This is a genomic window from Pseudomonas sp. GD04158 (assembly GCF_029834875.1).
GTDB lineage: Bacteria > Pseudomonadota > Gammaproteobacteria > Pseudomonadales > Pseudomonadaceae > Aquipseudomonas > Aquipseudomonas hydrolytica.
On sequence record NZ_JAODYT010000030.1, the window covers coordinates 1 to 13276 of the forward strand.

The following is a 13276-nucleotide window of genomic DNA, read 5'->3' on the forward strand; positions in this document are numbered from 1 at the left end:
GGCAGCTGGATGTCCAGCGCCGGCAGGTTGGCATTCGGCGTGGCCGTTTGCGGCGTCGGCGGCGTAGGGGGCTGCGGTGTTTGCGGCTGCGGCGGCTGCGGTGCCTGCTGACGGGTACGGCTGGCGGTCTCGCTGGTGTTGCCGTCCATGCGCACGAAGTTGGCCACGCTGACCGGGTCCTGGCTGACCTTGGCGCTCGGCGGCGCGACCATGTACAGCATCAGGGCGAACAGCCCCAGGGCCATCAGGCAGGCGCCGAGAAAAGACAGCGGCAGGCGCATCAGTTGACTCCGCTACCGGCAGCCAGCGCGACATCCTGCACACCGGCCAGACGCGCCTGATCCATCACCTGGACGACCAGGCCGGTACGCGCATCCTTGTCGGCCTGCACCACTACGGCACCTTCCGGCTGATCGACGCGCATGCGCTCGACATGGGCGCGCACGCTGCGGATGTCCACCGACTGCTTGTCCATCCAGATCTGCCCGTCGGCGGTGACGGCGATGAGGATGTTGCCCTTGTCCTGCGGATTGGCGGTTTCCGCCTGCGGGCGCTGTACTTCGACCCCGGACTCGCGAATGAACGAGCTGGTGACGATGAAGAAGATCAGCATGATGAAGACCACGTCGAGCATCGGCGTGAGGTCGATGCCGGTGTCTTCGTCCTGCTGGTGGTGACGACGCATTCTCATGTTGGGCGATCTCAGTCGTGACGCAGCTGGTCGGCCAGCCGCTCGATGGCCTGGCTGGCTTCGCGCTCGAGGCGTGCCAGGCTGAACAATCCGGGGATGGCCAGGACCATGCCGGCCATGGTCGGCAGGGTCGCCTGCCAGACGCCTGCGGCCATGCCGCGTGGGTTGCCGGTGCCGTTGAGGGCGAGCACGTCGAACACGGCGATCATGCCCAGCACGGTGCCGAGCAGCCCCAGCAGCGGATACAGCGCCACCAGGGTCTTGCCCAGGCGCAGCGGCGCTGCCAGTTGCTGACGCGCCTGCGCCAGCCAGGCCAGGCGCACGGCGCGCTGCCAGTTGCCGTTGTCATCGGCCAGCACCTGCTGCCAGGCCTCGCGGCGTTCCTGCACCCAGCGCGGGAAGATCCGCCGCATGTACCAGAAGCGCTCGAACACCAGGGTCCAGAACACCACGCAGAGCAGCGCCAGCGCCCACATCACCACGCCGCCGGCGCTCATGAAATCGAGCAGTGCATAGGCACTGTCGACCACGCGCAGCCAGAAGGCGAACAGATCAGTCACGGCGCGGCGCTCCCGACAGATGCAGGGCGATCAGACCGGCGCTCTGCTGCTCCAGGATCTGGATCAGGCCCTTGCTGCGGCTGGCCAGCAGGCTATGCAGGAACAGCAGCGGGATGGCCACCACCAGGCCCAGCACGGTGGTCACCAGGGCCTGGGAAATGCCGTCGGCCATCAGACGCGAGTCGCCGCCACCGCTCTGGGTGATGGCCTGGAAGGTGACGATCATGCCGGTCACGGTGCCCAGCAGACCGAGCAGCGGCGCCACGGCGGCGAGCAGTTTGAGCAGGCCCTGGCCTTTTTCCAGCGGCGGGGTCTCCTGCAGGATCGCCTCGTCCAGCTTCAGCTCCAGGGTCTCCAGGTCAGCCAGTTGCGGCTTGGCGCCCAGCACACCGATCACCCGACCCAGCGGGTTGTCATTGCGCGGCGCGCTGAGGTCATGCATCTGCGCCTTGACGCCGCCGCCGACGCGGCCCAGATAGACCATGCGCCACACAGCCAGAAGCAGGCCGAAAGCGCCCAGCACGACGATCACCCAACCGACCAGACCACCCTGTTGCAGACGATCCCACAGGGTCGGCTGCTGCTGCAGCTGCGCCAGCAGGCTGCCACGGCTCGGGTCGATGGGCAGCGTGGCGAGCGTGTCGGAGCTGCTCAGGTAGTCCCTGACCTGGCCCAGGCCGGACGGCTGACGCGGCGGCGCCACCAGCTGCCCGGCATCGGCGTCGTAGCGCAGGAAGGCATCCTCGCCATACACAGCGAAGCCCCCCACACGCAGCACCTGTTGCTCCTGGCGCGAACCATCGGCACTCACCACCGGCAGTTGCAGGCGCTCGATACGGCCGCTGGCGGCCAGGTCTTCGAGCAGCAGCATCCAGTAGCCGTCGAGATCCTCGGCGGACGGCAGCGAGCGGCTTTCAGCCAATGCCTTGAGGCGCTTGAGGCGCTCCGGGTACTGGGCGTTGAGCAGGCTGTCCTGCCATTGCCCGGCAACATCGCCGGCGCTCTGGCGCACCACGCCAAACAACTCGCCAAGATGACCGACGCGCTGCGCCAGCAGTTTCTCCTGCTCGGCCAGCTCGGCCTCCTGGCGGTCGAACTCGGCCTTCAGACGCTCGCTTTCGGCCTTCTGGGTATTCAGTGCGGAGCGCGCGGCAGCCAGCAACTGAGCCTGCTCGCTGCGCTTGGAGAGAAACGCCTGTTCGCGTTCCTGCATGGCGCTGACTTCGGCAGCGCGCTCGCTGCGGATGCGCTGAAGCAGTTGGTCAGGGTTGAGGGTTTCGGCCACGGCGGCCAGTGCCGGCAACAGGCTGAGCGCCAGTACGGCTACAACACGACGACTCATTGTGCGGCCTCCTCGGCCAAGGTCTTGATCGGCAGGGACAGCACGGCAGGCGCCTGCTGCTGACGGGCGATGGCGATGGCCTGGGTCAACGGACGACGTGCGCTGCCGTCGAGCACTTCCCATGCCTTGGTCTGTGGGTTCCACCAGCCGCTCTCGTGCGCATCGAGGGTCTGGTAATAGAGCATGCTGCGGCCCAGGCGCAGGAACTCGACACTGCGCGAACCACCGTCTGCCTGATTCAGCTCGCCGCGCCAGGCTTCGAGCGTGCGGCCATAATCGCTCTCGATCTGGTAGGCCTCGAGGATACGGCGGTATTTGTCGGCCAGACTCACGTCAGCGCGCGGCAGCAGGTCCTGCAGTTGAGCCAGACGGTCTTCACGTTCTTCGGGCAGAAACGGCAGGTCGGCGGCGATGAACTCACCCAGCACCTCGACCATCTTGACCATCTGCGGGCTCACCGCTTCCTGGGTACGCTCGATGCCATCGAGCTGCTTCTGATAACTGGCCAGCTCCTGACGCTGGGCTTCGACCAGGTCACGAAGTTGACTGTTATAACCTTTCAAAGCCTCGGCCTGCTGCAAGGCGTTACGGTACTCATTGAGCATCTCGCGGCTGGCGTCGTCCAGCTGCTCGACACGGCCCTGAGAGGCTTTGGCCTCGGCGGCCAGACGCTGGCTTTCGTCCAGCGCCGCATCGAGCGGTGCGGCAGCCAGCGAACCGCTGGCCAGCATCAGGGCGGCGGCCAGGGAGCGGAGGGGGAAGCGATTCATGCGGAGAGGGTCCTCGACAGACGGGCTTGCTGCAAAAAGAGAAACATTATCATCTACGTACGCATTCGAATCAATGGACAAAACAGCTCGGCAGAGCCCGCCGATCTATTGAGCCAGGTCAAAAAGCGAATTGTTGCGTGGCTTAGCATTGAACCCAGCCAAAGACACAACCGACTCGAACTGGAGCTCGCCATGTACAAATCGCTGTTCACTGCCTCCCTGCTGGCCCTCGCCATCGCCGCCCCTGTCGCCCAGGCTCACCAGGCCGGCGACATCATCCTGCGTGCCGGTGCAATCACCGTCGACCCGCGCGAAGACAGCGGCAATATCGACCACGCCGTGCTCGGTAAGGTCCCCGGCAGTGGTGCCACCCTGGACAGCGATACCCAGTTGGGTCTGAACTTCGCCTACATGGTCACCGACCATTTCGGCATCGAACTGCTGGCAGCCACCCCGTTCAGCCATGACGTAGGCGTCAAGGGCATGCCCGGCGCCTTCGCCGGCCTCAACGGCAAGCTGGGCAGCCTCAAGCACCTGCCGCCGACCCTCAGCGCCGTCTACTACCCGCTAGACAAGAGCTCGGCCTTCCAGCCCTATGTCGGTATCGGCATCAACTACACCTGGTTCTTCGACACCGAGCTGAGCAGCGAAGCCGAAGGCAAGGGCTTCCGCGGCCTCGACATGAAGGACTCCTGGGGCCTGGCCGGCCAGGTCGGCATGGACTACATGCTCACCGACAAGCTGATGCTCAATGCCCAGGTGCGCTACATCGACATCGACACCACCGGCACCACCTACCTGGCCGGCGACAAGGTCAAGGTCGATGTGGATGTCGATCCCTTCGTCTACATGGTCGGCCTGGGCTACAAGTTCTGACAGCCCGCGCGAAAACGAAAAAGCCGGCAGATGCCGGCTTTTTCATTTACCCGATGTACAGCCCGGGCAAGCTTTGGTGCGCACGGCGCACCCTACGGTGCGTGCCTCAGATAGCACGCCGATAGCCCGACTACGCGTAGGGTGCGCCGCGCGCACCGATGAGGGCGTATCTTTCGCTGCACACACCGCATGCGGAACGGCTCAGCCACAGGGTCTTCGCGATACCGATGAGGGTCGAGGCGTCCCGCGTCCCAAGCGGCTTACAGCCCGAGCAGTTGGCGCAAGCCTTCACGCAGCGGCGTCTGCTGCGGCAGACGGTAATGCGCCCGCAGGCGCACATTGTCGGCACGCGAGTGGCGGATATCGCCGGCACGCGCCGGCAGGTGGGTAACCGGAGGCAGGCCGCCGCAGAGCGCACCGATCTCCGCCAGCAGCTGCTTGAGGCTGACCGCCTGGTTCCAGCCGACATTCACCGGTTGCTCGACAACCTCGCCGAACAGGCCCTGCAACAGCAACTCGATCAGATCGCCGACATAGAAGAAATCGCGGGTCTGCTCGCCATCGCCGAACACGCTGATCGGCTGCCCCTGCTGGGCGCGCTGGGTGAAGATGCTGATCACCCCCGAATAGGGCGAAGAGGGATCCTGGCGCGGCCCGAAAATATTGAAGAAACGAAACACCGCCGGCTCCAGCCCATGCTGACGGCGGTAGAAATCCAGATACTGCTCGCTGGCCAGCTTGTCCACGGCATAGGGCGTGAGCGGCGCCTTGGGGGTGTCTTCATCGATGGCCAGACCTTCGCCATTGTTGCCGTAGATGGCCGCGCTGGAGGCGTACAGCACGCGGCGCACGCCGTGCCGACGCATGGCCTCGCAGACGTTGAGGGTACCGATGAAGTTGCTCTGATGCGTGGCCGCCGGGTCGTCCACCGACGCCTGTACCGAGGCCACCGCTGCCAGATGCGCCACGGCATCGCAGCCGGCCATGGCCTGCTCGACCTGTGCCGCATCGGCGACATCCCCTTCGATGAAACGCAGACGGGGGTTGTCCAGCGGCAGGTTGCTGCGCTTGCCCATGGACAGATTGTCCAGCACGCACACGCCATGACCGGCGGCCAACAGGGCGTCGACCAGGTGCGAGCCGATAAAGCCGGCGCCGCCGGTTACGAGAATTTCAGCCATGACGGTAATAACGGTCCAACAGGCTCGGCAGACCGGCACGCCAGGCGCGCGGCTTGATGCCGAAGGTGTGAAGAATCTTCTTGCAGGCCAGCACCGCGTGTTGCGGCTCATCGGCTGCGTCCGGACGCGCGGAGTGCGCCTGTGGCGCAATGTCCTCGACCAGATTACTGCGGTAGTGACGCGCCTCGCTCAGCACCGCCTGGCCCAGACTCAGCGAGGTGCTCGCCTCGTGACCACCGTAGTGGTAGGTGCCCCACAGGGGAGACTCGCAATCGAGCTGCTTGAGCACCGCGAGAATCACCCGCGCCGCGTCATCCACCGGTGTCGGATTGCCGCGCCGGTCATCGGCCAGGTACAGCGCGTCGTCGCGCTCGGCGCGCTGCAGAAAGCGCCCGAGCAGGCCTTCGCGACTGTCGTCGAGCAGCCAGCCGAAGCGCAGCAGCACATGCCGCGGGCAGATCGCCCGCACGCTCTGCTCCAGGCGCCACAGTGCCTGGCCACGCAGGCCAAGTGGCACCGGTTCTTCCTTCTCGCTGTAGGCGGTGGCACGCGAGCCGTCGAAGACCCGATAGCTGGAAGGCTGCAGCAGAACGATGCCGTGGTGCTGGCACAGCTCGGCCAGGCGCTCCACTGCACGCTCCTGAGTCTGCAGGCGCGACTCGGCCACCGATTCGGCCTGGAACCAGTCGAAGTAATAGGCCAGGTTGACCAGGGCATCGGGGCGGGTTTCATCGAGCAGCTCGGTCAGGCTGGCGGCATCCCAGCCCGACTCGGGCGGCCTGGGCGCCAGGAAGCCGATGTCCTCCTCGGCGCCGAGCCGAATCAGCGCATGCCCCAGGGCACTACCGCCGCCCAGCAGCATCAGGCGCATTCGCATAGGCTAGAGCCCGCCCGCTTAGAACGGGATGTCGTCGTCGAAGCTGTCGTAGTCCGGCGCGGGCTGGGCCTGCTGCGGAGCCGGGCGCTCCTGACGAGGAGCCTGCTGCTCGCGCTGAGGAGCCGGACGCGACTGACGCGGCGCGCCGCCTTCGTCACCGCTCGGACGGCCGCCGAGCAGCTGCATGGTGCCCTGCATGTCGACGATGATCTCGGTGGTATAGCGCTTGATGCCGTCCTTTTCCCACTCGCGGGTCTGCAGCTTGCCTTCGATGTACACCTGCGAACCCTTGCGCAGGTACTCGCCGGCGATCTCGGCGACCTTGCCGAACAGGGCGACACGGTGCCACTCGGTCTTCTCGACCTTCTGCCCGGTCTGCTTGTCGGTCCACTGCTCGCTGGTGGCCAGGCTCAGGTTGGTCACCGCGTTGCCGCTGGGCAGGTAGCGTGTTTCAGGGTCCTGGCCGCAGGTGCCGACCAGAATGACTTTGTTAACCCCACGGGCCATAACGTTCTCCTAGGCTCCGCTCGCCGCTGGCGCCGATGCGATCAGGCGCTGCAGAGACGTGCGATCCACTTGTTGGGTATCCACTTTGATATAGATGGCCGCTTCGTCGACCACCACCACGGCATCCGCCACTCCCGGCGTCGCCTTGAGGCGCTCGACCAGTCCGACATCGGCCAATGCCGCGGCGTCGAGCGGCAGGCGCAAACTGGTCACATACGGCGGTTCGCGCATAGTAACAGCAATGGCCAGCCAAATTGCACAGAGCGCAGCGCAGCCGATGAACACACCGACGAGCCCCGCCTGCTGATACAGCCAGCCGCCGAGAATGCCACCCAGCGCCGCCCCGAGGAACTGGCTAGTGGAGTAGACGCCCATCGCCGTGCCCTTGCCGCCGGCCGGCGCCACCTTGCTGACCAGTGACGGCAGCGAAGCCTCCAGCAGGTTGAAGGCGGTGAAGAACAGCACGATCCCCAGCACCAGTGCGCGCAGGCTGGTGCCGAACAGGGCGAAGTACAGCTCGCAGAGCAGCAATACGCTTACCGCGCCGAGCAGCACGCGCTTCATCTGGCGCTTCTTCTCGCCGTAGATGATGAACGGCACCATGCCGAAGAAGCCGATCAGCAGCGCGGTGAGGTAGACCCACCAGTGCTCTTCCTTGACCAGCCCGCCCTGCTCTACCAGCGCCAGCGGCAAGGCGACGAAGCTGGCCATGAGCACCGCGTGCAGGGCCAGAATGGCGAAGTCCAGACGCAGCAGGTCGCCATGCCGGAGGGTCGGCCACAGGGCCTGCGCCGCTACCCCGGACTCGCGGTGCTGCAGCGGCCCGGCCTCTTTCGGCACGACCCCGGCGACGATCAGGATGCCCAGCAGCGCCATCGCCGCGGTGGCCCAGAACAGCCCGGCCAGACCGAAGGCGCGCGTCAGCAGCGGCCCGACCACCATGGCCACGGCGAACGACAGGCCGATGCTCATGCCGATCATGGCCATGGCCTTGGTGCGGTGCTGTTCGCGGGTCAGGTCCGAGAGCAGCGCCATCACCGCCGCCGAGATCGCCCCGGCGCCCTGCAGCACGCGCCCGGCGATCACGCCCCAGATCGAGTCGGCGTTGGCCGCCAGCACGCTGCCGGCAGCGAAGATCAGCAGGCCGACATAGATCACCGGACGTCGGCCGATGCGGTCGCTGAGCATGCCGAAGGGAATTTGCAGCACAGCCTGGGTCAAACCATAGGCACCGATGGCCAGGCCGATCAGTGCCGGCGTGCTGCCGGCCAGGTCCATGCCGTAGGTGGCCAGTACCGGCAGCACCATGAACATGCCCAGCATACGAAATGCAAACACCAGCGCCAGGCCGCCGGCCGCGCGGGTCTCGCCACTGCTCATGCGCTCGCTGTGCAGATCGTGCATCAAAGAAGTCCCGAGAAAATCAGCCGGCGATTCTAGCAGTCCTCACCGTACCGATACAGGAGCGCACTTTGCCGCAGGACAACAGCAAGCCCTATACTCGACCGTTTTCCGCTCGCCAAGCGAGGCTGATGTAATTGGACAAGATCCTCATTCGTGGTGCCCGCACCCACAACCTCAAGAACATCGACCTGACCCTGCCGCGCGACAAGCTGATCGTGATCACCGGCCTGTCCGGCTCCGGCAAATCCTCCCTGGCCTTCGACACGCTGTACGCCGAGGGCCAGCGCCGTTACGTCGAATCCCTGTCGGCCTACGCCCGGCAGTTCCTGTCGATGATGGAAAAACCCGACGTCGACACCATCGAAGGCCTCTCCCCGGCCATCTCCATCGAGCAGAAGTCCACCTCGCACAACCCGCGTTCGACGGTGGGCACCATCACCGAGATCTACGACTACCTGCGCCTGCTCTATGCCCGCGTCGGTACGCCGCGCTGCCCGGACCACGACGTGCCGCTGGAAGCGCAGACCGTCAGCCAGATGGTCGATCAGGTGCTGGCCCTGCCGGAAGGCCGCAAGCTGATGCTGCTCGCCCCTGTCGTGCGCGAGCGCAAGGGCGAGCACCTGTCGGTGTTCGAGGAACTGCGCGCGCAGGGCTTCGTCCGCGCCCGGGTCAACGGCAAGCTGCATGAGCTGGACGAGCTGCCCAAGCTGGACAAGCAGAAGAAGCACAGCATCGACGTGGTGGTGGACCGCTTCAAGGTGCGCGAGGACTTGCAGCAGCGCCTGGCCGAATCCTTCGAGACCGCCCTCGGCCTGGCAGACGGCATTGCCCTGATCGCGCCCATGGACGACGAAGAAGGCGAAGAGATCATCTTCTCCGCGCGCTTCGCCTGTCCGCACTGCGGCCATTCGATCAGCGAGCTGGAACCCAAGCTGTTCTCCTTCAACAACCCGGCCGGCGCCTGCCCGACCTGCGACGGCCTGGGCGTGAAGCAGTTCTTCGACGCCAAGCGCCTGGTCAACGGCGAACTGACCCTGGCCGAAGGCGCCATCCGCGGCTGGGATCGGCGCAACGTCTACTACTTCCAGATGCTCGGCTCGCTATCCAACCACTATGGATTCAGCCTGGAGCAGCCGTTCGACGAGCTGGCCGCCGAGCACCAGAAGGTGATCCTGTTCGGCAGCGGTACGCAGAGCGTCGACTTCAAGTACCTCAACGACCGCGGCGACATCGTCAAACGCTCGCACCCCTTCGAGGGCATCATCCCCAACCTCGAGCGCCGCTATCGCGAGACCGAATCGGCCAGCGTGCGCGAGGAACTGGCCAAGTTCCTCAGCACCCAGCCCTGCCCGGACTGCCGCGGCACGCGCCTGCGCCGCGAAGCGCGGCACGTCTGGGTCGGCGAGAAGACCCTGCCGGCGGTGACCGGCCTGCCGGTGGGCGATGCCTGCGATTACTTCGGTGATCTGCACCTGACCGGCCGCCGTGGCGAGATCGCCGAGAAGATCCTCAAGGAAATCCGCGAGCGCCTGCAGTTCCTGGTCAACGTCGGCCTCGACTATTTGACCCTTGATCGCAGCGCCGACACCCTGTCCGGTGGCGAGGCGCAGCGCATCCGCCTGGCCAGCCAGATCGGCGCCGGCCTGGTGGGCGTCATGTACATCCTCGACGAGCCCTCCATCGGCCTGCACCAGCGCGACAACGAGCGCCTGCTGGCCACCCTCACCCACCTGCGCAACCTGGGCAACACGGTGATCGTGGTCGAGCACGACGAGGACGCCATCCGCCTGGCCGACTACGTGGTGGACATCGGCCCCGGCGCCGGCGTGCATGGCGGGCAGATCGTCTCCCAGGGTACGCCGGACGAGGTGATGGCCGACCCCGAGTCGTTGACCGGCAGCTACCTGTCCGGGCGCACCAGGATCCGCTACCCGGCCACCCGCACCCCGCGCGACAAGAAAAAATCGCTGAAGCTCAAGGGCGCACGCGGCAACAACCTGCGCAAGGTCGATCTGGAGATCCCGGTCGGCCTGCTCACCTGCGTCACCGGCGTGTCCGGTTCGGGCAAGTCGACGCTGATCAACAACACCCTGTTCCCCATCACTGCCACCGCGCTCAACGGCGCCACCAGCCTGGAAGCGGCGCCCTACGAAGCGTTCGACGGCCTGCAGCACCTGGACAAGGTAGTGGACATCGACCAGAGCCCGATCGGCCGCACGCCGCGCTCCAACCCGGCCACCTACACCGGCCTGTTCACGCCGATCCGCGAGCTGTTCGCCGGCGTGCCGGAGTCGCGTTCGCGCGGTTATGGCCCGGGCCGCTTCTCCTTCAACGTCAAGGGCGGGCGCTGCGAGGCCTGCCAGGGCGACGGCGTGATCAAGGTGGAAATGCACTTCTTGCCAGACATCTATGTGCCGTGCGACGTGTGCAAGGGCAAGCGCTACAACCGCGAAACCCTGGAGGTGAAGTACAAGGGCAAGAGCATCACCGAGGTGCTGGACATGACCATCGAGGACGCCCGCGCCTTCTTCGATGCCGTGCCGGCCATCGCCCGCAAGCTGCAGACGCTGATGGACGTGGGCCTGTCCTACATCAAGCTCGGGCAGTCGGCGACCACCCTGTCCGGTGGCGAGGCGCAGCGGGTCAAGCTGAGCCGCGAACTGTCCAAACGCGACACCGGCAAGACCCTGTACATCCTCGACGAACCCACCACCGGCCTGCACTTCGCCGATATCCAGCAACTGCTCGACGTACTCCATCGTCTGCGCGACCACGGCAATACCGTGGTGGTGATCGAGCACAACCTGGACGTGATCAAGACCGCCGACTGGATCGTCGACCTCGGCCCCGAGGGCGGCTCCAAGGGCGGCATGATCATCGCCACCGGCACACCGGAAGAGGTCGCGGCCAATCCCGCGTCGCACACCGGGCACTTCCTCAAGCCGTTGCTGGAGCGCGAGCGCACCGCCAGCTAAGCAGCTTCGACGCAACCTCCACGCCCGGGCCAGGTCAAACTGGGGTCCCCCGGGCAGTGCAGGCGGGACAATCGCCTATCACAAGGAGAGTCCCCCCTATGCGTCTGACTTTCGCTTCCCTGCTACTCGGTGCGAGCCTGCTACCCCTGGGCGCCACAGCCGCCCAGCCGAACGGCCCATGGATCAACGAGCAGCAGCAGGTCTCGCTCGAAGGCTTCATGAGCAATGCGCAACTCTACGATCAACTCGCCGGTCTGGCCCGCCGCTCCGGTGGTTCGCTCACCCTGGAGCAAGCGGGCAGCAGCGGAGAGGGTCGCCCCATCTGGCTGGCCCGCCTGGGGCAAACGGGTAATCCGGCGGTGATGATCATCACCCAGCAGCATGGCAACGAGCCCCACGGCACCGAGGCCGCCCTGGACCTGATGCGCAAGCTGGCAGCCGGCGGCGCCTTTTCCAGGCAGGTGCTGGACCACCTGCAGGTGATCTTCATCCCTCGTGTGAATCCCGACGGCACAGCCCGGGCCAGCCGCGGCAACATGGATTTCAGCGCCCCCCAAACCAGCGCCACCTGCCTGCGCGACGACGGCAGCGTCGACCCGCAGCGGCTCGACCAGGGTCTCGGCGCCAACGTCACGGCCTATACCGCCGAGAATGGCGAACGCCGCTGGAGCTACGACATCAATCGCTATCACTGGCCGGACTGGAGCCAGAGCCCCCAGATCCTCTGCAATCCCGGGCTGGCCGATCAGCGCCATTTCGACCCGGGCCTCAATCCGGTGCCCGAAGCCGTGGCGGTACGCAACGCCTACGACAAGTACCAGCCGATGTGGCTGGTCGACGTGCACAATCAGAATCCGGCCGTGGTGCTCGACGAAGCAGATCCCGAAGCCAATCGCCCGGGCCGTCAGGTCACCGGCTCGATCGTCTGGCCGACCAATGCCGCCGTCGCGCCCGCGGCGGTGGCGTTGTCGAAGCAGATGGCCCTGGTGATGAAGAAGCGCTCGATGCAGCTCGGCAATATGGAAATCACCAACTATTACTACGAACGCCCGGACGGCAGCATCCGCCGCGGCGGTGGTGACCCGGGGATAGCGCGCAACGCCTACGCCCTGCTCGCGAGCGAACGCCTGGCCAGCGGCGCCGAGGGTCCTCTGGGCGGCAATATCCTGATGGAGATCACGGGCCTGAACAGCCGCGGCCAGAAGTCCAAGGGCATGTTGCGCAACAATGTCCGAGAGATGCTCGAAGCCCTCCTGGTCGCCACCGCAGACGGCAGCCTGCTGACACAGGACCCGGCCGAAACGGATCGTCTGCTGCCACCCGGACAGGAAGTGGACGAGCCGCTGGACAATCCGCACGAGGAATAGCGGCGCAGAAAGGCCCGTAACCCGTAGGGTGCGCCGCGCGCACCGATCGCCGGAGCGCAACCGGGACGGCTGATTGGCCAAGAAAAAAGCCGCGCGCCTCAGGGCGTCGCGGCTTTTTCATCGAGGAAACGGCGAGTGCCGCTACCAGCGCTTACATCTGACTCTGCAGGTACTTCTCCAGCCCCAGCTTGTCGATCAGCTGCAGCTGAATCTCCAGCCAGTAGGCGTGGTCTTCCTCCGTGTCCTTGAGCTGGGTCAGGAGGATGTCGCGGGTCTGATAATCCTGATGCTTCTCGCACAGTTCGATGCCCTTGCTCAGGGCCGCACGCACCTCGTATTCCAGCGCCAGGTCGAGCTTCAGCGCCTCGGGCACGGTCTGCCCGAACGTGAAGGCATTGGGCACCATGTCCGGCACGCCCTCGAGGAAGATGATGCGCTTGAGCAGGGCATCGGCGTGCTGGGTTTCCTCTTCCATCTCGTGGTTGATGCGCTCGTAGAGCTTGCTGAAGCCCCAGTCCTCGTACAGCCGCGAATGGATGAAGTACTGGTCGCGCGCCGCCAGCTCGCCCTTGAGCAGCTGCTTGAGGTAGTCGATGACTTCGATATGGCCTTTCATGCCGGCAATCCTTGTTGCATTCGTAAGCAGGGGGCCATGCTCCACCTGGTGCGGTTTTCGGTCAAGCAAAAGCACAACGCCTCCACGAGGGAGGCGTTGCGCCTCATTGA

Annotated in this window: 12 protein-coding genes and 1 pseudogene; 3 read left to right on the top strand and 10 right to left on the bottom strand. The window is 65.7% G+C overall.

The window, feature by feature from the left end; genetic code table 11:
• The 5 genes and pseudogenes from N7333_RS13145 to N7333_RS13165 form a co-directional block, all read right to left on the bottom strand.
• Window positions 1–281, bottom strand: a pseudogene (locus N7333_RS13145) (energy transducer TonB); the annotation flags it as partial.
• Complete coding sequence (locus tag N7333_RS13150) at window positions 281–691, bottom strand: biopolymer transporter ExbD (protein WP_012019771.1); 411 nt, start codon at window positions 689–691, stop codon at window positions 281–283. The gene N7333_RS13150 and the pseudogene N7333_RS13145, both read right to left, overlap by 1 nt.
• 11 nt (window positions 692–702) lie before the next feature.
• The gene (locus N7333_RS13155; RefSeq protein WP_003243970.1) at window positions 703–1251 is read right to left on the bottom strand and encodes a MotA/TolQ/ExbB proton channel family protein; all 549 of its coding nucleotides are present in this window, start codon (window positions 1249–1251) and stop codon (window positions 703–705) included.
• Window positions 1244–2593 (bottom strand): MotA/TolQ/ExbB proton channel family protein, encoded by a 1350-nt coding sequence (locus tag N7333_RS13160; RefSeq protein ID WP_129483030.1) that lies wholly within the window; start codon window positions 2591–2593, stop codon window positions 1244–1246. The genes N7333_RS13155 and N7333_RS13160 overlap by 8 nt, the downstream gene beginning before the upstream one ends.
• Entirely contained in the window at window positions 2590–3363 is a 774-nt protein-coding gene (locus N7333_RS13165; RefSeq protein WP_129483031.1) for a DUF3450 domain-containing protein, read from the bottom strand. The genes N7333_RS13160 and N7333_RS13165 overlap by 4 nt, the downstream gene beginning before the upstream one ends.
• Window positions 3364–3555: 192 nt before the next feature.
• Between N7333_RS13165 and N7333_RS13170 the strand changes: the two genes are divergently transcribed.
• The gene (locus tag N7333_RS13170) at window positions 3556–4239 is read left to right on the top strand and encodes an OmpW family outer membrane protein (protein ID WP_003243965.1); all 684 of its coding nucleotides are present in this window, start codon (window positions 3556–3558) and stop codon (window positions 4237–4239) included.
• Window positions 4240–4499: 260 nt separating this feature from the next.
• Here the strand turns inward: N7333_RS13170 and N7333_RS13175 are convergent, their stop codons facing one another.
• The 4 genes from N7333_RS13175 to N7333_RS13190 are packed head-to-tail and all read right to left on the bottom strand — an operon-like array spanning window position 4500 to window position 8208.
• Window positions 4500–5420: an NAD-dependent epimerase/dehydratase family protein gene (locus N7333_RS13175; RefSeq protein WP_129483032.1), complete on the bottom strand. Its 921-nt coding sequence runs from the start codon at window positions 5418–5420 to the stop codon at window positions 4500–4502.
• Window positions 5413–6297, bottom strand: coding sequence for a sugar nucleotide-binding protein (locus N7333_RS13180; RefSeq protein ID WP_129483033.1), 885 nt, complete (start codon window positions 6295–6297; stop codon window positions 5413–5415). The genes N7333_RS13175 and N7333_RS13180 overlap by 8 nt, the downstream gene beginning before the upstream one ends.
• 18 nt (window positions 6298–6315) lie before the next feature.
• Window positions 6316–6804, bottom strand: coding sequence for a single-stranded DNA-binding protein (locus N7333_RS13185; RefSeq protein WP_003243957.1), 489 nt, complete (start codon window positions 6802–6804; stop codon window positions 6316–6318).
• A gap of 9 nt (window positions 6805–6813) precedes the next feature.
• Window positions 6814–8208, bottom strand: coding sequence for an MFS transporter (locus N7333_RS13190; protein ID WP_129483034.1), 1395 nt, complete (start codon window positions 8206–8208; stop codon window positions 6814–6816).
• A 134-nt stretch (window positions 8209–8342) separates the two neighbouring features.
• On the opposite strand from N7333_RS13190, the gene uvrA reads away from it, so the two are divergent.
• Entirely contained in the window at window positions 8343–11183 is a 2841-nt protein-coding gene (gene uvrA, locus N7333_RS13195; protein WP_129483035.1) for an excinuclease ABC subunit UvrA, read from the top strand.
• A gap of 98 nt (window positions 11184–11281) precedes the next feature.
• Window positions 11282–12550, top strand: coding sequence for a M14 family zinc carboxypeptidase (locus N7333_RS13200; protein WP_012019777.1), 1269 nt, complete (start codon window positions 11282–11284; stop codon window positions 12548–12550).
• Window positions 12551–12701: 151 nt separating this feature from the next.
• Here N7333_RS13200 and bfr read toward each other — a convergent pair whose 3' ends face one another.
• Entirely contained in the window at window positions 12702–13166 is a 465-nt protein-coding gene (gene bfr / locus N7333_RS13205) for a bacterioferritin (protein WP_003243949.1), read from the bottom strand.
• Between the last annotated feature and the right edge of the window lie 110 nt (window positions 13167–13276).